The sequence below is a fragment of the Corynebacterium gerontici genome, assembly GCF_003813985.1.
GTDB classification, from domain to species: Bacteria; Actinomycetota; Actinomycetes; order Mycobacteriales; family Mycobacteriaceae; genus Corynebacterium; species Corynebacterium gerontici.
Window position 1 is genome coordinate 1,152,286 of the sequence record NZ_CP033897.1, and the last position, 23,897, is coordinate 1,176,182.

General features: G+C 57.9%; 20 protein-coding genes. 4 read left to right on the forward strand and 16 right to left on the reverse strand.

The window, feature by feature from the left end; genetic code table 11:
* The first annotated feature begins 312 nt into the window (after positions 1 to 312).
* From CGERO_RS05420 to cobJ, 3 genes are read left to right on the forward strand one after another with little or no spacing between them, the layout of a single operon-like run.
* Positions 313 to 1,476: a precorrin-3B synthase gene (locus tag CGERO_RS05420; protein WP_245998783.1), complete on the forward strand. Its 1,164-nt coding sequence runs from the start codon at positions 313 to 315 to the stop codon at positions 1,474 to 1,476.
* Complete coding sequence (locus tag CGERO_RS05425; RefSeq protein ID WP_123933983.1) at positions 1,473 to 2,123, forward strand: precorrin-8X methylmutase; 651 nt, start codon at positions 1,473 to 1,475, stop codon at positions 2,121 to 2,123. The genes CGERO_RS05420 and CGERO_RS05425 overlap by 4 nt, the downstream gene beginning before the upstream one ends.
* Complete coding sequence (gene cobJ, locus CGERO_RS05430) at positions 2,120 to 3,601, forward strand: precorrin-3B C(17)-methyltransferase (RefSeq protein ID WP_123933985.1); 1,482 nt, start codon at positions 2,120 to 2,122, stop codon at positions 3,599 to 3,601. Before CGERO_RS05425 ends, cobJ begins: the two co-directional genes overlap by 4 nt.
* Here cobJ and CGERO_RS05435 read toward each other — a convergent pair.
* From CGERO_RS05435 to CGERO_RS05500, 14 genes are all read right to left on the reverse strand, one after another.
* A complete protein-coding gene (locus CGERO_RS05435) occupies positions 3,598 to 4,329 on the reverse strand; it encodes a cobalt-precorrin-6A reductase (RefSeq protein ID WP_123933987.1) in 732 nt (243 codons plus the stop codon). The two genes, cobJ and CGERO_RS05435, sit on opposite strands and share 4 nt — an antisense overlap.
* A complete protein-coding gene (cobM, locus tag CGERO_RS05440) occupies positions 4,317 to 5,090 on the reverse strand; it encodes a precorrin-4 C(11)-methyltransferase (protein WP_123933989.1) in 774 nt (257 codons plus the stop codon). The genes CGERO_RS05435 and cobM overlap by 13 nt, the downstream gene beginning before the upstream one ends.
* Positions 5,087 to 6,358, reverse strand: a complete 1,272-nt coding sequence (cbiE, locus tag CGERO_RS05445) for a precorrin-6y C5,15-methyltransferase (decarboxylating) subunit CbiE (protein WP_245998784.1) — start codon at positions 6,356 to 6,358, stop codon at positions 5,087 to 5,089. Before cbiE ends, cobM begins: the two co-directional genes overlap by 4 nt.
* Before the next feature lie 37 nt (positions 6,359 to 6,395).
* Complete coding sequence (locus CGERO_RS05450; protein WP_123933991.1) at positions 6,396 to 9,152, reverse strand: DEAD/DEAH box helicase; 2,757 nt, start codon at positions 9,150 to 9,152, stop codon at positions 6,396 to 6,398.
* Between the two features lie 58 nt (positions 9,153 to 9,210).
* Positions 9,211 to 10,281 (reverse strand): twin-arginine translocase subunit TatC, encoded by a 1,071-nt coding sequence (gene tatC / locus CGERO_RS05455; protein WP_123933993.1) that lies wholly within the window; start codon positions 10,279 to 10,281, stop codon positions 9,211 to 9,213.
* A gap of 95 nt (positions 10,282 to 10,376) precedes the next feature.
* Positions 10,377 to 10,655 carry a Sec-independent protein translocase subunit TatA gene (tatA, locus tag CGERO_RS05460; RefSeq protein WP_123933995.1) on the reverse strand — a complete coding sequence of 93 codons (279 nt, stop codon included), beginning with the start codon at positions 10,653 to 10,655 and terminating at the stop codon, positions 10,377 to 10,379.
* A gap of 66 nt (positions 10,656 to 10,721) precedes the next feature.
* Positions 10,722 to 11,684, reverse strand: a complete 963-nt coding sequence (locus CGERO_RS05465; protein ID WP_164470269.1) for a WYL domain-containing transcriptional regulator — start codon at positions 11,682 to 11,684, stop codon at positions 10,722 to 10,724.
* Positions 11,674 to 12,708, reverse strand: a complete 1,035-nt coding sequence (locus CGERO_RS05470; RefSeq protein WP_164470270.1) for a helix-turn-helix transcriptional regulator — start codon at positions 12,706 to 12,708, stop codon at positions 11,674 to 11,676. Before CGERO_RS05470 ends, CGERO_RS05465 begins: the two co-directional genes overlap by 11 nt.
* 8 nt (positions 12,709 to 12,716) lie before the next feature.
* Entirely contained in the window at positions 12,717 to 14,123 is a 1,407-nt protein-coding gene (gene pafA / locus CGERO_RS05475) for a Pup--protein ligase (RefSeq protein ID WP_123934001.1), read from the reverse strand.
* 3 nt (positions 14,124 to 14,126) lie between these two features.
* Complete coding sequence (locus CGERO_RS05480) at positions 14,127 to 14,309, reverse strand: ubiquitin-like protein Pup (protein WP_123934003.1); 183 nt, start codon at positions 14,307 to 14,309, stop codon at positions 14,127 to 14,129.
* Positions 14,310 to 14,362: 53 nt separating this feature from the next.
* Complete coding sequence (gene dop / locus CGERO_RS05485; protein ID WP_123934005.1) at positions 14,363 to 15,877, reverse strand: depupylase/deamidase Dop; 1,515 nt, start codon at positions 15,875 to 15,877, stop codon at positions 14,363 to 14,365.
* A 16-nt stretch (positions 15,878 to 15,893) separates the two neighbouring features.
* A complete protein-coding gene (gene arc / locus CGERO_RS05490) occupies positions 15,894 to 17,396 on the reverse strand; it encodes a proteasome ATPase (protein ID WP_164470315.1) in 1,503 nt (500 codons plus the stop codon).
* A 142-nt stretch (positions 17,397 to 17,538) separates the two neighbouring features.
* Positions 17,539 to 18,375 carry a tRNA (adenine-N1)-methyltransferase gene (locus CGERO_RS05495; RefSeq protein WP_123934009.1) on the reverse strand — a complete coding sequence of 279 codons (837 nt, stop codon included), beginning with the start codon at positions 18,373 to 18,375 and terminating at the stop codon, positions 17,539 to 17,541.
* Between the two features lie 6 nt (positions 18,376 to 18,381).
* A complete protein-coding gene (locus CGERO_RS05500; RefSeq protein ID WP_123934011.1) occupies positions 18,382 to 19,680 on the reverse strand; it encodes a M18 family aminopeptidase in 1,299 nt (432 codons plus the stop codon).
* A gap of 90 nt (positions 19,681 to 19,770) precedes the next feature.
* Here CGERO_RS05500 and CGERO_RS05505 point away from each other — a divergent pair, with 90 nt between their 5' ends.
* The gene (locus CGERO_RS05505; protein WP_377016390.1) at positions 19,771 to 20,589 is read left to right on the forward strand and encodes a RecB family exonuclease; all 819 of its coding nucleotides are present in this window, start codon (positions 19,771 to 19,773) and stop codon (positions 20,587 to 20,589) included.
* A 27-nt stretch (positions 20,590 to 20,616) separates the two neighbouring features.
* Here CGERO_RS05505 and CGERO_RS05510 read toward each other — a convergent pair whose 3' ends face one another.
* A complete protein-coding gene (locus CGERO_RS05510; protein WP_123934015.1) occupies positions 20,617 to 22,263 on the reverse strand; it encodes a formate--tetrahydrofolate ligase in 1,647 nt (548 codons plus the stop codon).
* An 89-nt stretch (positions 22,264 to 22,352) separates the two neighbouring features.
* A complete protein-coding gene (gene aspA / locus CGERO_RS05515) occupies positions 22,353 to 23,768 on the reverse strand; it encodes an aspartate ammonia-lyase (protein WP_377017547.1) in 1,416 nt (471 codons plus the stop codon).
* Between the last annotated feature and the right edge of the window lie 129 nt (positions 23,769 to 23,897).

Below are 23,897 nucleotides of genomic sequence, written 5' to 3' on the forward strand. Positions count from 1 at the left end.
TTTCCATCAGGGTTGCGCGCCCCGGTAGGTTTTGGCAGCTTTTCGACGTCCAACGAGACCCTTGGCTGGTCGCCAGCGCCGTTGGAACGGTGAGAACATCGTCTGGCTTTCACAGTGGCGCGACCGCCCCGGAATTGCACCGGTGTTGATGCTCACACTTCGTTAGTTCACAGCCTATCGCATAACCTCCGCTCGACCCTGTGTCAGGATTCACCTTCACAGCTTTACGCTGCCACGTGGGGTATCTCTACTGCTCAGAAGGCAAAAATCAGAAATTCCGCACTCACGGTTCCCAACCTGAGACGTACTAGCATGGCACCCATGACCAGTTCGCAACCCATGCAATTAGTCGCGCACCCGGATCGAACCCGATCCGACATGTGCCCTGGCGCGTTAAAGCTGCATCACGCAGTCGATGGCGCGATCGGGAGAATCCGCTTCCCCGGCGGGCGTGTTCGCGCCGAGGACTGGGGGCACATTGCCCGAATTTCCAGGGAGCTTGGCGACGCCACCGTACACATCACCACCCGCGGCAATATGCAGTTCCGCGGAATCGAAGACGAAATAGCTTTTGCCGAGCACGTGGAAGCCGTAGGCTTCCTACCCTCGCGGGCTCACGACAAGATTAGAAACATCCTGTCCTCTCCCCTCTCCCCCGAACTGTGGCAGCTTTGCCAGGATCTAGACGCTGCACTCTTAGCAAACGACACCGTTGCAGGCTTGTCCGGGAGGACACTGTTTGGTTTTGACGATGGCAGCGGAGACATCCTGAGCCAGCGCCCCGATTTTGGCGTCCAGCGGCAAGGGGATGGTTATGGACTCATGCTTGGAGGTGTTGACGCCGGTATCCACATTGAGGACGAGGATCATGTGGTGCAGGCGATGCTCACTGCTGCCGAGGTATGGCAACGCCAGCGTACGTCCACTTGGCGCCTTCAAGAAAATGCCGAGGCTCGCAATCTCATCGCACGTGAGCTCAAGCAGCAGTTCTCGCTTGGAACTGCGCATCAGGCACTGAAGATCCACGATGGATCAGCGCGACCGATTGGGTGGATACAGGACGGCGACACTGTGGCACTTGGCGCGGGCCTGCGCTTCGGGTTCCTGAGCGCACAGGTCGCGGAGATGCTCAGCGCCATCGGGGCCGATACCGCCATCACTCCCTGGGCTTCCTTGGTGATCCACGGTCTCAACGAAGGGGATGCCGAAGCAGTGGTGAAGGTACTAGCGCCACTTGGATTGATTTTTGATGAAGACTCACCTTGGCTGAAGGTCACCGCTTGCACAGGGCTTCCGGGTTGCGAGAAGTCCATGTCTCATACTCAAGCAGACGCGCACGCGCTGGTGGCATCGGGTAAGGCAATCGATGGGCTTGTACACTTTTCCGGGTGCGACCGCCGCTGCGGCCATCCACTATCCGCACACACTGAATACGTTGCCACCGGCGACGGTGAATATGAGGTAGCCCAACGATGAGCTTTGAGTACGAAACCGATGGCAACGCCATATACCGGCAATCTTTTGCCATGATCCGCCAGGAATCCGATCTTCGATCATTCGATCCCTTGCAGCAAACCATTGCTGTTCGGATGATTCATGCCGCGGGTGCCGTCGATTTGGCTCAAGACATTGCCATGAGTGCGGAGGCTGTCTCCGCTGGGCGTTCGGCTCTGCAACAAGGAGCCCCCATATTGTGCGACGTCAATATGGTGGCCAGCGGTGTCACTCGCAGGCGACTACCAGCCAACAATGAGGTGCTTTGTCTTCTTAAAGACCCCGAAACGCCTAAGCTAGCAGCCAAATTAGGAACAACACGAAGCGCTGCAGCCGTCGAGCTCTGGGAACCGCGCCTTGAAGGTGCTGTGGTGGCCATCGGTAACGCCCCCACGGCACTGTTCCACTTGCTCAATTGGCTGGAAGAAGACGCTTCACGCCCGCGACCATCGGTGATCCTGGGCATCCCTGTTGGTTTTGTCGGCGCCACCGAGTCCAAGGAAGCGCTGGCGCAAGTGGCACGTGATCTTGGCACCGAATACATCACTGTGCATGGACGCCGAGGCGGATCCGCCATCACATGTGCAGCTATCAATGCCCTTGCAACGGAACAGGAGATCCTGGGATGAAAGGCACACTCATCGGCGTTGGTGTAGGCCCGGGGGATCCGGAGCTGCTCACCATCAAGGCAGTCAAAGCAATCCAAACAGCCGATGTGATCTGTTATCACTGCAAGCCTGGTGGCACCTCCACTGCAGCGAGCATCGCTGCAGAGTACATCAGCGATGAACAACGCATTGAAGTACTGGAATATCCAGTCACCACGGGCAGCACTGATCACCCCGGAGGATATGCGGGCGCGCTCGCTGATTTCTACGCCGAGGCAACGAGCCGCCTGGCTGCGCACTTGGCGTCGGGAGAAACAGTGGTGGTACTCGCGCTGGGCGATCCCATGCTATACAGCTCCTACCAGCACTTGCACCGTGCGCTTGCTCAAGACTATCCGGCGCAGGTCATCCCAGGGATCCCATCCATCACCGCTGCGGCCGACGCCCTGGAATTGCCGTTGAGTGAAGACAAAGAGACGGTCTGTATTGTGCCGGGGACTTTGGATCCGCAGGAACTTGCCACCCATCTGCGCATGGCCGATTCAGCAGTTGTGATGAAGCTCGGCCGCACCTTCGAAACAGTACGCACAGCGATGATAGAAGCCGGCGTTGCACACCGTGCACACGTTGTGGTTCGCGCCAGTATGAAAGATCAGCGCATCTTTCCGCTGTTGGAGGCGAAAGCTGAAGAAGTCCCCTACTTCTCAGTCGCAGTGGTGCCCTCAACGATCGCCTCATCGGAGCCGTCGGAGGCCTCGCGGGGCGAGGTTGTGGTCGTGGGCCTTGGCCCCGGAGCACACCGATGGACAACGCCGGAGGTTATCGCTGAGCTTCGTAGCGCCACTGACGTGGTGGGGTATTCAACGTATGTTCGTAGAGTCCCCCAACGCCAAGGTCAACGCCATCACCTTTCCGACAACAAGGTAGAAGCTGAGCGCGCGGCTATGGCCTTGGATCTGGCGAAGCGTGGGCGCAAGGTAGCTGTGGTTTCCTCCGGTGATCCCGGCGTCTTCGCCATGGCAGCCGCGGTGCTTGAAGTTGCAGAGGATGAGCAATTTCGTGATGTGCCGGTGCGCATCGTACCGGGCATGACTGCGGCGCAAGCGGTGGCGTCCCGAGTGGGCGCTCCACTGGGTCATGATTTCGGCATGATCTCATTGTCCAACAGGCTCAAGCCATTTGAGATCGTGGAACGCCGAGTCAAAGCGCTGGCGGGAGCAGATATGGCGTTTGCTTGTTACAACCCGGCGTCTAAAGAGCGCCGCTGGCAAATTGAGCGGGTGGCCCAACTAGTAGCGCAGGTGCAAGAACCATCCACCCCGGTGATCGTCGCTAGGGCAGTCGGCTCCGAGCAAGAATCAGTGACGGTAACAACGTTGGAGGCTTTCGATCCCTCGATCGTGGATATGCGGACCATGGTCATTTTCGGAGCCTCAACCACGAAGGTGTACGAATCTGCCCAAGGAACCAGGGTCTACACCTCCCGTTATTACGGCTAGAGCCGATCAATCACCTTGGCTACTTCCTCCACTGTGCTCACGTGGACGGTGGCCGAGGGAAGTTTTGGTCGCTGCACCATAACGACGTCGATGCCAAGCGATCGTGCGGCCTCAAGTTTTGCTTCAGTCATTGCGCCACCGGAGTTCTTGGTTACCACGGCGTCGATCTGATTGTCGATCATCAACTTCTTCTCGGCTTCAACCGTGAACGGGCCGCGGCTGAGCAACACCCGGTGACGCGCCGGGAGCGCTACGCTCGGCGGATCAACGGCACGAATCACGTACAGGTTGTGAGGATCGGCGGCGAAAGGGGCGAGTTTTTGGCGCCCGATCGTGAGCAAGATGTGGTGATATTCGCGAGCAACCAGCGTTGCGGCCTCCTCCATGGTGGAGACCATGCGCCAACGATCTTTTGGCCCAGGTTCCCACGCCGGTCGGTGCAGAGCAATCAGTGGTACTCCCGTTGCACGGCTGGCCTCGGATGCAGAAATACTGATCTTTTCTGCATAAGGGTGGGTTGCGTCAATGATGACCTCAATCCCGTTGTGAATCAGCCAACGCGCAAGCCCCGCAGGGCCACCGAAGCCGCCAATGCGAACTTCTCCGACAGGTAGACGCGGATTCGCAACTCTACCCGCCAATGATGAGGTAACGTGCCACCCTTGCCCCTTGAGCAGTGCTGCGACTTCACGCGCCTCTGCGGTACCGCCAAGAATTAGTGCACGCATGGAATGGTCCTTCCCTCTGCGTCTCGTGGGCGATCATCGGAGTAGAGATAAGAATCCGGGAACCCCTCGGCGCCTAAAACCGATCCAACGATAATGACTGCGGTGCGGGAAATCCCGGCTTCGTGAACCTTCTGCGCAATATCGGCCAGGGTTCCGCGCACGATGTGCTCATTCGGCCTGGAGGCAAACGCCACCACCGCCACTGGGCAGGACTCGCCGTATTCGGGACTGAGTTCTGTTACCACGCGCTCGATATCGTGCGCCGCAAGGTGGATACACAAGGTGGCGTGGGATCGAGCCAGATCAGGTAGGTTCTCGCGCTCGGGCATGGTTGAGGCGCGACCCGACACCCGGGTAAGCACCACGGTCTGCCCCACGGTTGGCACGGTCAATTCATGCCCCAACGCGGCCGCCGCAGCAGCGAACGCCGGCACACCCGGAACGATTTCGTAATCGATGCCGAGAACCGTGAGGCGGCGGGCTTGTTCGGCTAGCGCGGAATACACCGAGGGGTCTCCCGATTGCAGCCGTGCCACGTCTAGTCCTTCAGCATGAGCACGCTGAATTTCCTCAGTGATCGCGTCGAGGGGCATGCGAGCGGTGTTGATCAGACGAGCGTTGTCCGGTGTAGCCGCCAGCACTGATTCGGGGACAATTGAACCTGCGTACAGGCACACTTGGCACTGCTGAATTAAGCGGTGTGCGCGAAGTGTCAGGAGATCTTCGGCACCGGGGCCTGCTCCAATGAAATAGACGGTCATGCGTGATTCCCTTTCTGCACTGTCCACTGGGTCACGGGCAACGCGGGCTTGAAAGCGTGGAAGCTTCCTACCGGATGCTGAGAAGAAACCTGGAAGGTGGCTAATTCACCACCGTGGCGTTGCTGTAGATCAATCAACATGGCCAGCGATTCGACGGTCACCGCGTTGGCAACCACTCGAACCCCAGCCGGCAATTCGGCCCATAGTTGAGGCCACATGCCTTCTTGGGTCAATCCGCCTCCGACAAACACCACACTGGCTTGCGGGGCCTGATCGAATGCGCCGGGAGCCGCCCCCACAACTACCAAGCGATCACTCACCCCGAAACGATGAGCGTTGCGAAGAATGCGTTGGCGCCGCTCATCGTCAGCCTCAAAGACTGTGGCGCGAAGACTGGGCTCAAGACGCAAGCACTCAATGGTGACTGAGCCCGATCCTCCCCCGATGTCCCATAGATGTTCCCCGGGCATTGGTGCAATAGCAGACACTGTGAGGGCTCTGACGTAGCGCTTGCTAATTTGCCCGTCGTGTTCAAAGCTGTCATCACTCAAACCCGGCGCCAGCGAAGCGGCATGGGGCGCGCGGATATGGCTGAGGGCAATGATATTCAAGGAGCTCACCACCTCTGGTGGCTGAGCGGCGGTGCCAAAGCGTATCTGCTCATCGCTACTGCCGAGGTCGCTGAGCACGCTCACTTCTGCCTCCACACCGGCCCGGTGGAGCACATCGCAAATGGCTTCAGGGGAGGCCTCATCGGCTCCCAGTACCAGGAAACGTTGGTTACGCTCCGCGTGGACGAGCACCCCTTCAATGCTATGGGTGGTGAGGCTGTACACCGGGGTATGTTCGGCCGCCCAACCGAGCCGAGCGCACGCCAGTGACACGCTAGAGGCGTGTGGGATGACATCGATTGACCAATCTTCCAGCACAGCATGCAAGGTGGTGCCAATGCCGTGGAACATTGGGTCGCCACTGCCGAGCACTACTACGCGTCGACCGCGCAGCTTCTCAAACATCGGCACGATGGATGGGCGAAGCGGAGAAGGCCAGGGCTTTTTCTCAGCATTGCCGCAATCCACCAGATTAAGCTGGCGCCAGGATCCAATCACCACTTCCGCTTTCGCGAGAGCTTCAATGGCACTGGCGCCGAGCTCGGCCATACCCGCCGCTGGCAGCCCAACCACGGTTAGGTGGTTTTCCGGTGCTTTGGCTTCGGGTTGCATCGCATGCTCGGCCCGCCTCGCGGCGGTGTTCGAAGGCGCTTTCATAAGGCACGATCTTACCTTTGCTCGGGCTGCTAATGCGTTAGGCTCCGATGGCCACCACGCCGCGTCGAATAGCGTCGATCGCCTGCCGGGCGGTGCGCGGCAGTTCGTCGTTGTATGCGGTCTTGCGCACTTGTTCGAGCAGGTCAATCACCTGACGGGCTTGGCGGACGAAGTCGCCGGGCGTCAGTTCAGCACCGGATTGTGCGGCGGCCTGCATACAATATTCCAACGGCGCACCTGCGGTCCATTGATGCATGGCCAAGGCAAAGCCCGCGTCAGGTTCCTTGGAAATTGGGAGCTGATGGCGCTGTTCATCCACGCCGAGTTCCTCCCACAGGCGCCATGTTCCATTCATTGCAGTGGCCATGGTTTCCGTGGCGGCTTCCGGCGACCCCTGCGTTTCCCGACGATTTTCAAAGGTGCACATGCTCACCACCCCGGCCAATTCTGCTGGATCCAACTCATTCCAGATGCCACGCTTAAGGCATTGCGCCACCAACAGGTCCGACTCGCTGTGGATCTTAGCCAAGTTTTCACCTTCGGCGGTCACCACGGGTTGTCCCTCACTGATTTCCACGTAATCGAGGTATTCCAGCAGATCCAAAATGCGGTCGAATTGTTTACCCAGGCTGTCAGTGGCTTGGCCGATCCGCTGCCGGAGCTTTTCGACGTCCCCCGCAGCCCTCACATACGCGTGGGCTTCGCGGGCAAACAGTTCTCGATCCGCCCAGTGGTGGACCGGGTGCGCTTTAAGGGCTGCTTTGAGCTCTTTTTGCAAAGCAGTTGGCCGCTGGCGAGGCTTCGTTTTTAATGACTTGGGCCGTTTAGCCCCGAATTTGGCCAAGGCCTGCACGGCTAGGCGCGCGTGTTTACGCGGGTGTGCAACGGCGGGTCGAGGCACTCGAGTTGCGCCGATGGTGATGGGCGGCATGGCGAATTGCGTGGCGTCGATTCTTGCCGAATAGCCGTCTTCGAACGTGACCCAGGGTCGCGGATCACGCTGCGAACTTGCAGGTTGAACGACCAAAGCGAGCTTTGGTCTCTTTTTGGAGGGCACCGCGAGGACGTCGCCAAGCTGTGCTCGCCCTAGCACCTTGATGATCTCTTGTTCTCTCTGCTCAATGTTGTGACGGTGTGCCCGTTTTTCCTCGTCGCTCAGGCGTGCCCGCAGATCCACGTACTCGATGATGTCGTCAACCGGAGTGTTGCTGCCTGGTGCCAGTTGCTCAACGAGCGCTTCGATGTGCCTTCTGGCCTTGGCATGTTTTTGTTCCGCTTGTTCAAGTGCTCGGACTTCTTCCACCACTGAACCATCTGCTTGGAACTGGGCGAAGGACATGTCAATGAGCCTGTGGGCAGCGTCAAAGCCCATGGTCTGCAGCAGGTTGACACTCATGTTGTAACCGGGGGTGAAGGTGGAGTTCAGCGGGTACGTGCGGGTTGAAGCAAGTCCTGCCACTTGACGCGGATCCATTGCAGGGGCCCATTGCACCACTGCGTTGCCGATCGTATCGATGCCACGACGCCCCGCACGGCCGGTCAATTGTGTGTACTGACCTGGGGTGAGATCCACGTGCCCCTCGCCGTCAAACTTCACCAATTTTTCTAACACGACCGTCCGAGCTGGCATGTTAATACCGAGAGCGAGCGTCTCGGTGGCAAAGACGGCTCGAACCAACCCTTTGACAAAAAGGGTTTCTACGATGTGCCGAAATGCTGGCAGCATGCCGGCATGGTGTGCCGCAAAACCGCGCTGCAGCGCGGCCTTCCATTGCCTAAAGCCAAGTACCTTGAGGTCATCCTCGGGGATCTCTTCCACGCCGGCGTCCACGATTCGGGCAATTTCTGCAGCCTCTTCATCGGAGGTGAGCACCAAGTGGGAACGCTGGCATTGGAACAATGCGGCATCACAACCAGCACGTGAAAAAATAAAGGTGATTGCCGGCAGCATTTCGAGTTCGTCCAGAATCGAGAGCATTTCGGGTCGCCCTATCGGACGGTAGCGATCACGTGATCTGGGAGCACCTGAGCGTGATGGTTTCGTCCCACGGCCTGGTGTACGTGAGCGAAATCCTCCGCTGGACGCTCGTTTCCAGGCGGTATCTTCTACGCCCTCGATGCGCTCGATGTGCGCCGCCAGGCGGCCATTGACTTCGCCGCCGCTGCCTTCCTCAAACAGCGGGTGCACGCGCTTGCCCACCATCATCCATTGACGAAGCGGAATTGGCCGGTGCTCGTCCACAATGACTTCAGTATCACCACGAACCGCGTTGAGCCAACGCCCGAACTCCTCTGAATTGCTCACGGTAGCCGATAATCCGATGACGCGGACGCCCTCATCAAGGTTCAAAATCGCCTCTTCCCACACCGCGCCCCGGGAACGATCCGCAAGGAAGTGGATCTCGTCCATGACCACGTGGCTGAGCCTGTCCAGGGTGGCGGACTGCGCGTAGATCATATTCCGCAGCACCTCGGTGGTCATCACCACCACATCGGCATCGTGGTTGATCGAGACATCGCCAGTGAGCAATCCGACGTTTTCGGCTCCATGTGTCTCTACTAAGTCGTGGAACTTCTGATTGCTCAGCGCCTTGATTGGTGTGGTGTAAAAGCATTTCGTGCCGCGTGAGAGCGCGAGGGATACAGCAAACTCTCCGACAATCGTCTTTCCCGCACCGGTGGGCGCACAGACGAGAACCCCACGGTCTTCTTCGATGGCCTCGCACGCTGTGCGCTGAAAGGGATCGAGGGGAAAAGATTGCCGGGCTTGGAACTCTTGCAAATGGTTAGCCATGATGCTTCATAGGCTACAGTGCTACCCCCGAGAAGCATCGTCCCCAAGGCTCTAGTGGCTAAATCACGTCATCGAAATTGGAGCGCTGATCGATGGGCGCTGGCTGCTGAATCGGCGCTGGACGTGTGGTTTCGCTGGGCTCATACAGTGAGGAGAGCGCCTCAATTGGCCCGGAGGAACGAATATCTCCTGATGCACCAACTGCACCTGATGGGCCTGAGAAGACGTCGTGATCTGGCTCTAATGCAGAGGCTTGCTCGTCATCAACGTCAAGCCAAGCGGGGCGCTCAATCTTGCGGCGTTTGTCGTTCCACCGCATGAATTGGAAGGCCATTTCCACCAGCAATGAGAGGGATCCACCCAGCACTGTCATGCCGACGATATCTTGACCTGGTGTAATCACTGCGGCAATCACGAACAGTGTCATGATCACGAAACGGCGTTTGCCTTTGACCGCCTCATAGTGAAGCAACCCGAACATGTTCAGGGCCACCACAAAGAGGGGAACCTCGAAGCTGATCCCGAAAATGATCAAGGACGTGAGCAGGAACTTGAAATAGAGCGCACCAGAGAGTGCAGTGATCTGAACATCCCGGCCAAGCCCCAAAAAGAGCTCGAGGCCGAAAGCGATTACCCAGTAGGCGATCAATGCGCCCAGGACAAAAAGCAGCACTGCAACGCTGATGAAGGCGACACTTACGCGACGTTCATTCTTCATCATGCCGGGTGCTACAAAGGCCCAAATCTGCCAGAGCCACACCGGGGAGGAAAAGACGATGCCAGCGAGCGCGCCGACTTTCAAGCGCAGCATGAACATCTCAAAGGGAGCCGTTGCAATGAGGCGGCATTCGCCGTCCCTAGTCAAATCTGCTCTGAGTTCTGGCGAAATACGGCAGTACGGTCCGCGCAGAATATCGCCGAGTGATGGGATACCGGGAATGCTGACTTGGTACCAGATGAAGCCGATGACAGTGCCAATCGCGATGGCAAACAAGGCGATGATTACGCGGGTTCGAAGCTCTTGCAAGTGCTCCACAAGGGACATATCCGCTTGGGGATTTTCGTTAACCTTGCGCTTGCGCAACCGCTTTTTCGTTCTTGGTCGCTGTGATCCTCGGGGCTGGTTCATCGTCTCGATCCATAAGTGAGGCTCAACTGAGCCACCTGAAACCTACAAACCCCCATGGTGCCGGCGCGGGCCAGGACATGGGAGTGGGAAGAATGTTAACGCTGATTGGGCTGCTGTTGCTGTGGCAACTGCTGAGCCTGCGGCTGGGCTACGCCGGGCTGAGCGATGTTTGGCTGTTGCACAGGAGCCGGAGCGTGGATTTGGCGCTGCTGCGCCTCGTGACGCTCATCGTCGTTGCTCATCTCCTTGATCTCGGACTTGAAGATGCGAGCGGAACGTCCGATTGAACGGGCAGCGTCGGGAAGCTTCTTTGCACCGAAGAGCAAAACGAACAGCAATACGATGATTGCGATTTCCAATGGGCCGATTGACATGTCGGCGTCCTCCCAGCAAATTGCAGGTCGAAGTGAAAAGTATGAACGTAGCACGCAGGAAGCAAACTACGGTTGATCATCATACGCGTTTAGCGCTCTTTGCGCGCGATGGAGCACTCCCTGCCGCAGATGGTCGGGCTCAAGGAGTCTCACGCGATCGGCGTTAGCCACCAAGAACCCTTCGAACCATGCACGATTTGCCACCGGAATGGTCACGCGCAGGACGTCTCCGCGCCGCTGCACTTCCGAGATTGTGATGGCTTCCAGCACCCATGCATCTTTTGCAGCCAACTCGCACACGGCGTGTTCGGGTGCCGAGGAGAAGCCAAATACATCGTCCGGATCAATTCTTGCGCTGGACAATTCCATGTGGGGAGTTGCAGCAGACTCAAGCAGGTGCGCCTCGCTCATCCTATCGACGCGGAACATTCGGTGTCCCGCCAAGGCGTCGACGTAGCCCTTGAAATAGGTAGCGCCGTGCGCTGTGACAACGCTCGCCACGCTGGCTTCAAAGCTTCGAACCTCACCGCGGACGTTGCGGTATTCGAATGCGATTTTGCGCCTGGACTTCAACGCCTCGGACACCAAAACAAGCGATGGGTCCGCAACGGGTTGAGAAATCGACGCAATATCGAAGGCTCCTTCGGTGCCGCGCAGGTGCCGCTTTAATTTTTCAGCAACCGACGCCACCACCTCACTCTGCACGAAACCGGGAATTCCCTGCAGCGTTTGCATGGTAAGCAGCAAAGAACTTGCCTCTAGAGTGGTGAGTTTGAGCGGGCGATTGAGCCCGAGGTTGTTCATCACCGCTACCCCGCGATTTTCCACTCGCAGATCGAAAAGCTCATCGGGGTATTGGCCAAAGCCGCAAGTGGTGAGCAACTTGCTATCGGCTTTGAGTTGGGCAACGTCTACACCCAAATCGGCGGCTGCGCTGCTTAGCGCCAGATTGGGGTGCTGTTCCCAGTACTGCACCAGGTTAAGGATGCGCACAAGATCACTGAGCTTGCCGGAACGATCATCGCTCACCAACATTCACCTCCGTCTGACTGTGTTGCACTGCCTGGTGCAGCAACGCCAGCACAGCCTCGCGAACATCTACGGGGGCAGTCACCACAATCTCAGGTGCGGCTTGGGCGGCTTCACGGATAAACCAGTCACGTGAGACGTCGACAAGCTCGAACTCCTCCCCTTGCGGGACCGCACCTTGGGCAAGCGCATGATCCGGAGTGCCGCGGAAGCGCACGGTCACCTTCTGCGAGGAAAGCTGCTCTAGTAACAGCTCGGTGGCGTCATTAATGCTGGGCACCGGTTGTTCGGATTGAGCGTCAAGACGACGAACGTTACTGATGCGGGTCATGCGGAAACTTCTTGGCGCACGCCGCGAGCGATCAAAACCTACAAGGTAGTTGCGCTGTGCATGAGCAATGATGTGCCAGGGCTCCATCTCACGAGCCTGCACCGCGGCCTGGGGGTCTCGGCGATATTCAAATGTGATGGGAGACTTCTTCACCATCGCCTGCACAATCTGGTCATAGTCTTCACCTGCGATGGACGCGTCATCGCCAACCGCACGGAGCTGGGTGGGTTCAGAAACGAAGTCGTTCGCAGCTGCAATCTTGGTCCAGCCTGCCCGCGACAGCGCTGAAAGTTGTGTGCCCGAACCGAGCTTGGCGGCCAAGGCAATCACTTTTGCCTCTTCTTCATCAAAGGTGATGGTTTCTGTCTCCCCGGAATCCAGCAGTTGATAACGGGTAGCCTTGCCTGACTCGCTCAACACCCGCACCGGCGCACCCGCCTTATTCAGCAGCAACACGTCGAGATGGAGCCTACGTGCTGGGTCCTTCAGCTCGGAATATCCGGGAATTTTTTGGATCAGCCAACTGCTATCCACTGGCTCGGAACTTTTTTGCGCCCAATTGCTGAGCGTGGCAAGAAGATTCACCACCCGCTCGGCCGTGCGATCCTCCTTCGCAGTCGCTTTCCCCGCGCGTGAAGATCCGCCTTGAAGCGGTCCGCCCGACGTTGCCCCGTTCATCGCTGTAGCGTTCATTGCTTCGTTCATCGTTGTCCCGCGGACGCATCCATGGCGGCGAGCAACTGGTCTACTTCCTCGTTGCTGTTGCTCAAAGGCTCGGCGAGTTCCACTATGCGCGGCTCAGGTCGAAGCACTTTCAAGCGAACCCAGTCGCATGCCACGGGCACGCCGAGTGTTTGCGCATGGTGCAGAAAAAGCCCGCGCAAATGAGCGCGTGTGGTGCGCGGAGCAGTGCTGGTGGCGGTTTCAATAGCAGCGTCGTCAATCCAGCGGCTCACCACTCCTTTGGCCTCCAGGGCAAGAAAAATCCCTCTACCAGGCCTAATGTCGTGATAGGCCAGGTCGATATGCTTGAGCTTGGGATGCTCAAAAGAGTTGGTGTCAAGACCGAGTCGGCGCTGGAATTGTCGAAGTATGCCGAGCTTGATGGCCCAATCAACGTGCTTGCCAAGTAGCGCGAAGTCTTGGCGTTCGATCGCGTCCAGCACTTCTCCCCACAGCGAGACGACCTTTGCCATCTCCGCATTTGGGGTTCCTTCATCGGGCCGCTGTTCAAGCCACTTGATTGCTGCGGCCTGGTAGCGGCGCTGCACTTCTAGCGCACTGAGGTTGCTGCCGTCGCTGAGTTCCACGAGAACTTGGCCACTGGTATCCCGGCTCACATCCCGGATCGCCTGCATTTCGTTCCCGAGCGCCTCGATCGGCAGCTCCCACCCGGCCTCAATCATTTCCAGCACCAAGTGCGTTGTGCCGATCTTTAATGCCACGGACGTTTCGGACATGTTCGAGTCACCGACGATCACATGCAATCTGCGGTATTGGTGCGAATCCGCGTGCGGTTCATCGCGGGTATTGATGATTGGTCTCGAGCGCGTGGTAGCGCTCGATACACCCTCCCACACGTGATCGGCACGTTGAGAGATCTGGAACGCGCCGTCTTGAATGCTGCCCGCCCCGCAGATCAGTTGGCGGGTAATCAAGAACGGTAGCAGTTGCTTGCCAAGAGTCTTGAGCACGGCAGAGCGTCCCACCAGGTAGTTTTCGTGGCAGCCATAGGAGTTGCCGAAGGAATCCAGATTGTTTTTCAGCAGGTACACTCGCCCGCCGATGCCTTCTTGATTAAGGCGATCCTCGGCTTTGCGGGCGAGTTCATCAACGATTCGATCGCCTGCGCGCTCATGCGCGATCAGTGAGCTCAGCGTGTCGCATTCCGCAGTCGCAACTTCGGGGTGGCTGCCCACGTCTAGGTAGAGCCGGGAGCCGTTGGTGAGAAAGACATTGGAGCTCGACCACTGCTCGACCACCGGACGAAACATATACCGAGCAATTTCTTCAGCCGGCAGCCGCTTGGCACCTCCTTCTTGGATGCATGTGATGCCGTATTCGGTTTCGATGCCGGTGACTCTTCGAGCGAAAACTCCTGCGTTCACGGCCTATTGCCCGCCCTTTTGCACGTAGGAGCGCACAAATTCTTCTGCATTGTTTTCCAACAAGCCGTCGATCTCATCGAGCAACTCATCCACGCCTTCGGTATGAATTTGCGCTTGCCCCGCCTGCTGTTCCTCGTGTTCCTCTTCGTCACGAGTACCACCCGAGTACACCTGTGATCCACCCATGAACTGTCCTTTCTCTTTTTGTAGCAGTGTATTTCCTTTGCGGGCATGGAGGCCTAGTGTTCATCCACCCGCTCCACACCCGAGATGTGCTCAAGCTTTTCGACGTCCACCGTGCCCGATACGAACTCTTCCACGTCGAACCCGGCGCGTTGACAGTCGCTGGCATTGGGATGACGCAGATCTGCAATGCGCAGCACCTGGCCGTTGATGGTGATTCGTTCCCACGAGGCCGCTTCGAGCGCTGGGCATAACTGGGCTTTGCCCCGGAAGTACGCGCGGGTATCTGTGGGCGGTTCTTGCTGTGCTTTGTGCAGCTCATTGTGTGTGAATAGCTCGCGCATGCGCCCTTTGCGCACTAGCGCATGATAGAGCGATTTCGCTGGATCGATGTCCGTATACTGCAGATCGATCGCCTGCATCTTGGGGCTTTCCATAGGCACGCCACGCTGCTCAAATGATCGGATGAGGCTCAGCTTTGCGCACCAATCCAGCAGATCGGATGCATGTTCCGGTCCTCGTTGCAGCGCCGATGCCACCTCGTCCCAGACCTGCAAGACGTGCGCGTCTTCCTGGGTACTTGCCTCGACCCTTTCGCGGTAGCGCTGCAGCACCTCGAGTGCAGTGAGTGCTTCTCCATTGCTCAGTTGCATGCGATGGGTCAAGGTGAGGTCGTAGGAGACTTTGCGTACTTCCTCGACGGGAGCCTCCAGGTTGAGATCAGAAAAGTCCACGCCGCGTTCAATGGCGTCGAGCACCAGCGAGGTCATCCCGTACTTCAGTAGCATTGAGGTATGCGACATGTTGGCGTCGCCAATGATGACGTGAAGCCTTCCGGTTTTCTCGTTGCTGTGGGATTCATCGCGAGTATTGATGATTCCTCGGTTCATCGTCGTTTCCAGCGAGATTGCCTGTTCGATGTAATCGGCCCGCTGTGAAATCTGGAACCCAGAACCGTCACCTCGGGGTCCCTTGCCTACTCTTCCTGCCCCAATGAACACCATACGGGCGATGAAGAAGGGTATGAGTGCCTGGGCGAGTGTTTCAAAAAGGGTGCTTCTGGAATAGGAGTAGTTTTCGTGCGCGCCGTAGCTTGCACCTTTGCCATCCACGTTGTTCTTATACAACTTCAGTGCTGGGCATGGGGCGTGGCCGTCGAGGACGGATTCGTTTCTTCGCGTGTGTTCTTCCAACAAGGCGGCAGCGCCTCGCAGCACGAGGTCGCCCGCTGCATCATAGCGAGCTGCTTCAATCGCACTCGTAACTTCAGGTGTTGAATATTCAGGGTGCGCATGATCGACATAGAAGCGCCCGCCGTTGTGAAGCATTACGTTGGCAACCCCAATGGCGTTGGGGTCGATGGTTGGCACAGTGTGGTAGCGGCGCAGGTCAAAGCCACGGGCATCGCGAAGCGGAGATTCTGCGGCAAAATCCCAACGAGAGCGACGTAGCGCCTGATGTTTCAGCGCGTAGGCGACCACTGCGTGGGTGGAGCTCACGATCGGCGAAAGCGTGAGATCCGCCGGTGTGGCAATGCCGTATTCGGTTTCAGCGCCGATGATGCGAGCCATGAGTTCTCCCCTTCTGCTAGCTGCCTGCCAAGATTTCTACTGCCTGGATCTTGCGGCCGCGCACGGTCTGTTTGCTCAACAGACGCGTCCACAACTCTGGGTGCGAAGTGTTTGGCAGATCCTCATTTTCGCGGTTTTCGGCATCGATGGCTTGATAGAAGTGCTCGCGGCTCAACCCGCCTTCGCCTCGCCGAATGTGTGCCTTGATGGCTGCTTTCTTGGCGCGATCGACGATATTCGCGATCATTGCACCCGAGGCGAAATCCCTATAGTGCAGCACCGTGACCGAGCCGTCCTCAAAGCTCAGCCGAATAAAGGGTTTATCTGCGAAGAGATAGTCCACGGCGGCGTTGATAAGCTCTTGGAGCTCCCCACCGTGCGACAAAGGAATATCGCCTTGAAGGTGTTTGGTGAAAATGTCCCTTGCGGCGGCCTTTCCTGGCCGTTCTACGCGAATCTTGACGTCGAGGCGGCCTGGGCGCAGGATGGCCGGGTCGATGAGTTCTTCACGGTTGGTGGCGCCCACAACGATGACGTTGCTGAGGCCTTCTACCCCATCGAGTTCGGCGAGGAGTTGCGGCACTACCGTCGTTTCCATATCGGAACTCACACCGGAGCCGCGGGTGCGGAAGATCGACTCCATCTCGTCGAAAAACACGATCACCGGGCGGCCATCTTGTGCGAGTTCACGTGCTCGTTCAAAGATCAAACGGATGCGGCGTTCCGTCTCCCCCACGAATTTATTGAGCAGCTCCGGGCCTTTGACGTTGATGAAGTAGCTCGCGCCATCGCCGCCGATTCGCTCGGAAAGAGAATGAGCCACTGCCTTGGCGATTAACGTTTTGCCGCAACCGGGCGGGCCGTACAGCAGCACGCCTTTCGGAGGACGCAGATCGTATTCCCGGTACAGTTCCGGGTGAGTAAAAGGCAACTCCACGGCGTCTTGAATGTCTTCGATTTGTGAATCAAGCCCGCCGATCTCTTGGTAGGTGACGTCGGGAATCTCCTCCAACACCAGCTTGGTCACCTCAGTTTTCGGGATCACTTCAAAGCAGAAACCTGCCTTAAGATCCACTAACAAGGTATCCCCCGCCTTCGGCGTTGGTGCCCCCTGTGCAAGCAGCGGCGCAGCTACCTCCACCACATGCTCTTCACCATTGTGGTCCGCTACCAACACTCGCCCCTGCGAAATATTCTCAATCAGTGTGACGAGCACGCCAGTATTGGCAAAGCCACAGGATTCCACCACCTGACTTGCCTCACCCAAGCGCACGCGGGTACCCGGCACCAAGGTGCTGGGATCTACTGAGGGGCTGACTTTGAGGCGCATACGTCGCCCCGCCGTGAACACTTCCGCGGTATGAACGCCACCCCAGCCGAGTTCCAGCAAAGTGCCATAGGTGGAGGGCGGATCAGCGAGTTCTTCCAACTGCTGCTGGAGCAGTTGGAGCTTATCGCGGGTGGCTCGCAAGACCTCCGCAAGCTTGGCATTGCGCTCGCCTAAACGATCACGAGCCATGTTCGCGCGAACAAGCTCCGACTTCAGCCCCTGAAGCGAATGTGTGGATGCTTGATCTGTCGCCGGCACCTGATCAGACCCTGAACGTTGCATACCCTTCACTTTAATGCACCCGGATTGAACGCTGTTCGAGTGCTGTGGCTTACTTACGGGCTTTGCGCTGCGGCCTCGGCGGCGTGACGCCGTCGGCAAGCCTGCGAGTCCACACCAAGAATGCGGTGTGCGCATTCATGCGGTGCTCCGGGCGCGTAGCCAGGCCTTCAACACGCCAATCGCGAATCAGTGATTCCCAGGCGCGAGGTTCGGTGAAGCATTGTTGCTCACGGATGCCCTCCATCACCTTCATCAACTGCGGCACGGTTGCTACGTAGGTCATCAACACGCCGCCGGGCTGCAGCAAGGATTTGGCCGTGGCGAGGCATTCCCACGGTGCCAGCATGTCCAAAATGATGCGGTCAACGGGCCCGCCCAAGTCTTCGACGGTAACGTCATTGAAGTCCCCGAGCCGCGGATGCCAATTCTCCGGGGCGCCGTTGAAATACCATTCAACATTCTTTTGCGCATATTCCAGATGGTCTTCGCGGATTTCATAGGAGAACACTTCGCCTTCGTGTCCCACCGCGCGCAGCAGGGTCATGGACAATGCGCCGGAGCCCGCACCAGCCTCCAGGACTCGTGCGCCGGGGAAGATATCGCCTTCCACCAGGATCTGCGCGGAATCTTTCGGGTAGATCACCGCGGCACCTCGCGGCATGGACAAGACGTGATCCACAAGCAGGTGGCGGAAGCATAGGTACTCACAGCCTTGCTCGGACTTCACCACCGTGCCCTCGTCCTGACCGATGATGTCATCGTGGCGGATCGCGCCCTTGTGGGTGAAGTATTGTTCACCTTCCACCAGCGTGATAGTGGCATGACGGCGCTTTGGGTCGGTGAGCTGGACGCGGTCGCCAGCCTGGAAAGGTCCTGAATAAGCCATGAGCGTTTAACCTACCAGATCCGCCAAATATGCCTTTGCTACCTGGGCAAACTCCCAAAGATCCTTGACATGAGCAAGTTCTCTTGCCGAGTGCATCGACAGCACCGGGATGCCTACATCAACAGTTTGGATACCTAGACGAGTGGCAGAAATCGGCCCGATGGTGGAACCGCAGGGCATGGAGTTGTTGCCCACAAACACCTGGGATTCCACGCCGGCCTTCCGGCAGGCGTCAAACCAAGCTGCCTCGCTCAATGCATCGGAGGCGTAGCGCTGCTGCGCGTTCACTTTGAGCACCACACCTTTACCCATGGAGGGATAATTCACTGCGTCGTGCCGGTCTTGGTAGTTGGGGTGGATGGCGTGGGCGACGTCCGCCGAGACGCAGCTCGAGGCTGCATAGGCCTGCATACGGTCCTCGACGTCGGCTCCGAGAGCAAACAGCGTGCGCTCCAGAACATTTCCGAGCAATGGGCCTGCCGCGCCAGTGCTGGTTTGAGACCCGACCTCCTCATGGTCGAAACCGGCGACAACCATGATCGCATCACTGTCCTCACCTCTGACCTGGATGAGAGCATCAATAGAGGGGAAGAAGCTGGCGAGGTTATCCAGCCGCCCGGCTGCGATGAGCTCTCCATCGGCGCCGATTCTCTGCCCCGGCTGCGCATCAGTGGTGATGAGATCGTGGGCGAGGATTCGATGAGGATCAACGCCCGCACTTTGGGCAATTGCCCCCATGATCCCGTTCTCCTCGTGGCACTCGGGTGTCGCGGAGAATACGGGCTGCATGTGCCCCTGCTTGTCCAGCTTTAGGCTTTCATTGGCTTGGCGGTCCAGGTGAATAGCCAAGTGCGGGACGCGAAGAATAGGGCCAGTCTCTACCAGGCGCGTTTCCCCATTTTCTAGGACAATGCGCCCGCCCAAACGCAGATCCCTGTCGAGCCAGGAAGCCAAGATCGGGCCACCGTAGATCTCTACCGCTGCCTGATGCCAGCCCGCTGCGGTGATGTCTGGGTGCACCTTGAGCTTGAGTCCAGGTGAGTCGGTGTGGGAACCCAAAATACGAAATGGAGTATGCGGCCGAGCGTTCGGCGGCACTACCCAAGCAATGAGCGCTCCGCCTTGGAGGAGGTAGTAGCCGCCCGGCTCTGCTTTCCAGGCTTTGTTGGCCTGGAGTTCTTCGAACCCAGCGGCGCGCAGTTGATCCGCTGCGATGGCCGCTGCGTGGTAAGAGCTCGGCGAATGCTGCACTCGCTCCAAGAAATGTTCGGCATACTCGATTGGGTTGCTTGTGGCGAAGGTCATGACGTACAGCCTAATCAAGCTCGCGAGTCAGTGTGACGAAAAACCTGCTCCACACGGTGCCGGGCGACTGCCGAAGCGAAACGCGGTAGCATGACTTCTGCTATGAGCAGACGTCTTCGCATCGCCCTTTCCCCTTCCCGAGCCTCCGATTATCAACGCTGTCCCCTGCAATACCGGCTCAAAGCTATTGATAAGATTCCCGAACCCAAGACGGTTGCGCAGGTCAAAGGCACCCTCGTGCATAAGGTGTTAGAAGACATATTCGCGCTCGCGCGCGATGAACGCACCTATCCTCGGGCGGTGAAGATGCTCAAGCCGAGCTGGTCCGCGATGGTGGAAAAAGATCCAGAATTGCACACACTCGTGCCCGATGCGGAACTGATGGATTTCCTCGTGGAGTGCCGAAGCCTGTTGCGCGGATATTTTGAGATGGAAAATCCCCTGGGATTCGACCCGCATGCTCGTGAACAATTTGTGAATCTGCGCCTGCCCAATGGCGTGCCGGTGAGGGGATTCATCGACCGGGTAGATGTTGCGCCTACCGGCGAGGTGCGGGTGGTTGACTACAAAACGGGTAAGAAACCCAAACCCCAGTATGCGGGCGACGCAAAGTTCCAGATGCGCTTTTATGCGCTTGTGTACTGGCGCCTGCACGGGGTGATCCCACACCAATTGCGTTTGATGTATCTCAAGGTCATCGATGATTTGATCATGCAGCCCAGCAAAGAAGAACTGGAGTATTTCGAGCGCGATCTGGAAGAGCTTTGGTCAAAAATCACCCGCGACGGGGCAACGGGCAACTTTGAGCCACGCAAGAACGCTTTGTGCGATTGGTGCTCCTTCCACGAATTTTGCCCCGTACAGGGTGGGACGCCGCCGGAATATCCCGGTTGGCCGGACGCTCGCTAGCTTTTCGACGCCCCAACGTGAACCGTCTTAGAACAAACCCGTAATCGTTCCGTTCTTCACCGCAATGCCTTCGGCGGCCGGTCGCTTGGGCAGTCCCGGCATCGTCATCACATCACCGGTGAGCGCCACCACGAATCCCGCACCAATGCGGGGTAGCAACTCACGGACGTGGAGCACATGGCCTTCAGCGGCGCCGAGATCGCTCGGATCGTCGCTGAAGGAGTACTGCGTTTTCGAGATGCACACCGGCAGTGTGTCCCAGCCATTCGCTTTAATATAAGCGAGGTCGTTGTTAGCCTTCTTGGAAAATTCGACGTCCCTGGCGTGATATACCTTCGTGGCGATCGTCCGGATTGATGCTTCAACACCGTCTTCAGGATCATAAAGCTGGTGCGATCGATGATCCCATTGCCGTGTGACAGCCTCCGCCAGTTCAGCGGCACCATCGCCACCGCGCTCCCAAGCTGCCACGGGTACCAACGTCACGCCTTCGTCTTGTGCCCACTGCTGGAGGAATTCGCGCTCAGATGGCATATCAAAGGTGAATTCATTCAAGGCCACCACTGGTTCAATGCCAAACAAGCGGATGTTTTCCACGTGACGCTTGAGGTTCACTACCCCTGCGCGCAGCGCGTCAACCTTTTCGTTCTTGAGCTCATCACGTGGCACACCGCCGTTGTATTTCAGTGAGCGGATAGTCGCTACGATCACCGCGGCATCAACGTTGAGATCCCCTGCCCTTGCCTTGATATCAAAGAATTTCTCCGCCCCAAGGTCGGAACCGAATCCGGCTTCGGTGAGTACGACGTCACCGTACCGAAGCGCTGTGTCCGTGGCGATGAGCGAATTGCAGCCGTGGGCGATGTTGGCGAAAGGTCCGCCGTGCACCAACGCGGGAGTGCCGCCGAGGGTTTGCACCAAATTGGGGTTGATCGCATCGCGCATGAGCGCAGTAAGCGCGCCTTGAGCGTTGAGATCCGCAACGGTGACCGGTTCGCCTTGGAAGTTCTGCGCCACAACTACTCGGGCGATTCGTTGCTGCAAATCATCCAGATTGGTGGCCAAGCAAAGAATAGCCATAATCTCGCTGGCTGCGGTGATGCTGAACCCAGTTTCGGTGGGCACCCCCTGAGCTTTCCCACCGAGGCCGGTTACTACGTGGCGCAAGGAGCGATCGTTGACGTCTTGGCAGCGCTGCCACGTAATGCGTCGAACATCGATGCCGAGTTCATTGCCTTGATGGATGTGGTTATCGATGATGGCCGCCAGCGTGTTGTTGGCAGAAGTGATTGCATGAAAATCGCCGGTGAAGTGCAAATTGATGTCTTCCATCGGAACGATCTGAGAATACCCACCGCCGGCGGCACCGCCTTTGATGCCCATGACCGGCCCCAGGGAAGGCTCGCGGATTGCCACGACCGCCTTGTGCCCCGCTTTGGTCATCGCATCGGCAAGACCAATCAAAACGGTGGACTTGCCTTCTCCTGCAGGAGTGGGCGAGATACCCGTGACCAACACCAGCTTGCCGTGGCGCTGCGGTGCATTGTCGATGGTGATCTTGGCTTTTGTGTTGCCATAGGGAAGCACTGCCTCGCTCGGGATGTCGAGCTTCGCCGCGATCGTGTCGATCGCGTCGAGTTGGTGTGCTTGTGCGATCTCAACGTCTGATTGCATCGTTGTTCATCAACCTTTCTTGTGATCTTCTTCCATCATGCCGAAGAAAAAGCGCGCCCGCAGAGCAGACGCGCCATTGTGCTCACACCCTAGTTTTCGAGGTAGAGCGTTCCCCTAAAGGTTGGGTGCATCAGGTTTTCGGTGCTTAAGACTTGATCCAGCAGCTCCTTGCTCATCAATCCCTTCTCTAGGACGAGTTCGCGGACAGACTTACCGGTGGCGGCCGCCTCCTTACCAATGAGATCACCTTGGTGATGCCCAATGAATGGATTGAGGTACGTGACGATGCCGATGGAGTTTTCGACATAGGCACGGCACACCTCGGCGTTGGCGGTGATGCCTTCAACGCATTTGCTGCGCAGCGTGCTGGCTGCATTAGCCAAAATGCGCGTTGACTGGAACAGTGCCTCGCCGATCACTGGCTCCATCACATTAAGCTGCAACTGGCCAGCCTCGGCCGCCATGGTCACGGTGAGATCATTGCCAAAGACCTTAAAGCACACCTGGTTGCAGACCTCAGGGATCACCGGATTGACCTTCGCGGGCATGATGGAAGAACCGGCAGCGCGCGGCGGCAGATTGATCTCATGCAGACCAGCTGTAGGGCCAGATGAGAGCAGGCGGAGGTCATTGCAGATTTTCGACATCTTCATCGCCGCGCGTTTGACTGCGGAGTGCGCGAGCACATAAGCGCCGGTATCGGAGGTGGCCTCGATCAAGTCGCGAGCGGACTTCATCTCCAGCCCGGTGACCTCCGACAAGGTAGCGGTGACCTGATGACGATACCCCGCGGGGGTGTTCAAACCGGTGCCGATGGCTGTGGCACCAAGGTTGATCTCCAACAGACGGTCTGCGGCGTCACGCAGCACACTTTGTTCCTCGGCGAGGTTGTGCGCGAATGCCTGGAATTCTTCTCCAAGGGTCATGGGCACTGCGTCCTGGAGCTGGGTACGGCCCATCTTCAAAATGTCAACGAACTCCGAACCTTTGGCACGGAAAGCCTGCTCAAGGGCGTTGATTTCGTCGATAAGCTTGAGCATGCAGGCGTACACACCAAGACGGAAACCTGTTGGATATGCGTCATTGGTGGACTGGCTCATGTTGACGTCATCGTTAGGATTGATGACGTCATAGGCACCTTTTGGCTTGCCCAAATATTCGAGGGCGAGGTTGGCCACCACCTCGTTGGTGTTCATGTTCAAGCTGGTGCCCGCGCCGCCTTGGAATACGTCGATCGGGAACTGATCCATGCAGCGGCCCTCGATCAGGATTTGATCGCAGGCCCATTCGATAGCTTCGGCCTTTTCCTTCGGCAGTACGTGGAGGCGGCGGTTAGCGCGCGCCGCAGCCTTCTTCACCGACACCATGCCGCGGATGAATTCAGGCACATGATTGATGGTGGTGCGAGAGATTTGATAGTTCTCTACAGCGCGCATGGTGTGGATGCCGTAATAGGCGTCGTTCGGGATCTCCATCTGACCAAGCAGATCTTCCTCGATGCGCACATCGGGATTCTTTGAAGTGGTCTTCTTGGTGCTCGGCTTTGCAGTATTTTTCTGCTCGGCTTCTTGCTTCGCCTCGATGGCATCTTCCGCCTTTTGAGCGTCAACCTCGGCATTTTGGTTCGTCTTGTT

Bases quoted from the DNA above. Each gene is read 5' to 3' on its own strand.
- arc (WP_164470315.1), bottom strand. From the start codon at position 17,396: ATGGCTCGTGATCGTTTAGGCGAGCGCAATGCCAAGCTTGCGGAGGTC.
- cobJ (WP_123933985.1), top strand. From the start codon at position 2,120: ATGAAAGGCACACTCATCGGCGTTGGTGTAGGCCCGGGGGATCCGGAG.
- CGERO_RS05505 (WP_377016390.1), top strand. From the start codon at position 19,771: ATGACTTCTGCTATGAGCAGACGTCTTCGCATCGCCCTTTCCCCTTCC.
- cobM (WP_123933989.1), bottom strand. From the start codon at position 5,090: ATGACCGTCTATTTCATTGGAGCAGGCCCCGGTGCCGAAGATCTCCTG.
- tatA (WP_123933995.1), bottom strand. From the start codon at position 10,655: ATGTCAATCGGCCCATTGGAAATCGCAATCATCGTATTGCTGTTCGTT.
- CGERO_RS05420 (WP_245998783.1), top strand. From the start codon at position 313: ATGGCACCCATGACCAGTTCGCAACCCATGCAATTAGTCGCGCACCCG.
- tatC (WP_123933993.1), bottom strand. From the start codon at position 10,281: ATGAACCAGCCCCGAGGATCACAGCGACCAAGAACGAAAAAGCGGTTG.
- CGERO_RS05470 (WP_164470270.1), bottom strand. From the start codon at position 12,708: ATGAACGCTACAGCGATGAACGGGGCAACGTCGGGCGGACCGCTTCAA.
- CGERO_RS05425 (WP_123933983.1), top strand. From the start codon at position 1,473: ATGAGCTTTGAGTACGAAACCGATGGCAACGCCATATACCGGCAATCT.
- CGERO_RS05500 (WP_123934011.1), bottom strand. From the start codon at position 19,680: ATGACCTTCGCCACAAGCAACCCAATCGAGTATGCCGAACATTTCTTG.
- CGERO_RS05495 (WP_123934009.1), bottom strand. From the start codon at position 18,375: ATGGCTTATTCAGGACCTTTCCAGGCTGGCGACCGCGTCCAGCTCACC.
- cbiE (WP_245998784.1), bottom strand. From the start codon at position 6,358: ATGAAAGCGCCTTCGAACACCGCCGCGAGGCGGGCCGAGCATGCGATG.
- CGERO_RS05510 (WP_123934015.1), bottom strand. From the start codon at position 22,263: ATGCAATCAGACGTTGAGATCGCACAAGCACACCAACTCGACGCGATC.
- CGERO_RS05480 (WP_123934003.1), bottom strand. From the start codon at position 14,309: ATGGGTGGATCACAGGTGTACTCGGGTGGTACTCGTGACGAAGAGGAA.
- CGERO_RS05435 (WP_123933987.1), bottom strand. From the start codon at position 4,329: ATGCGTGCACTAATTCTTGGCGGTACCGCAGAGGCGCGTGAAGTCGCA.
- CGERO_RS05450 (WP_123933991.1), bottom strand. From the start codon at position 9,152: ATGGCTAACCATTTGCAAGAGTTCCAAGCCCGGCAATCTTTTCCCCTC.
- dop (WP_123934005.1), bottom strand. From the start codon at position 15,877: ATGGCTCGCATCATCGGCGCTGAAACCGAATACGGCATTGCCACACCG.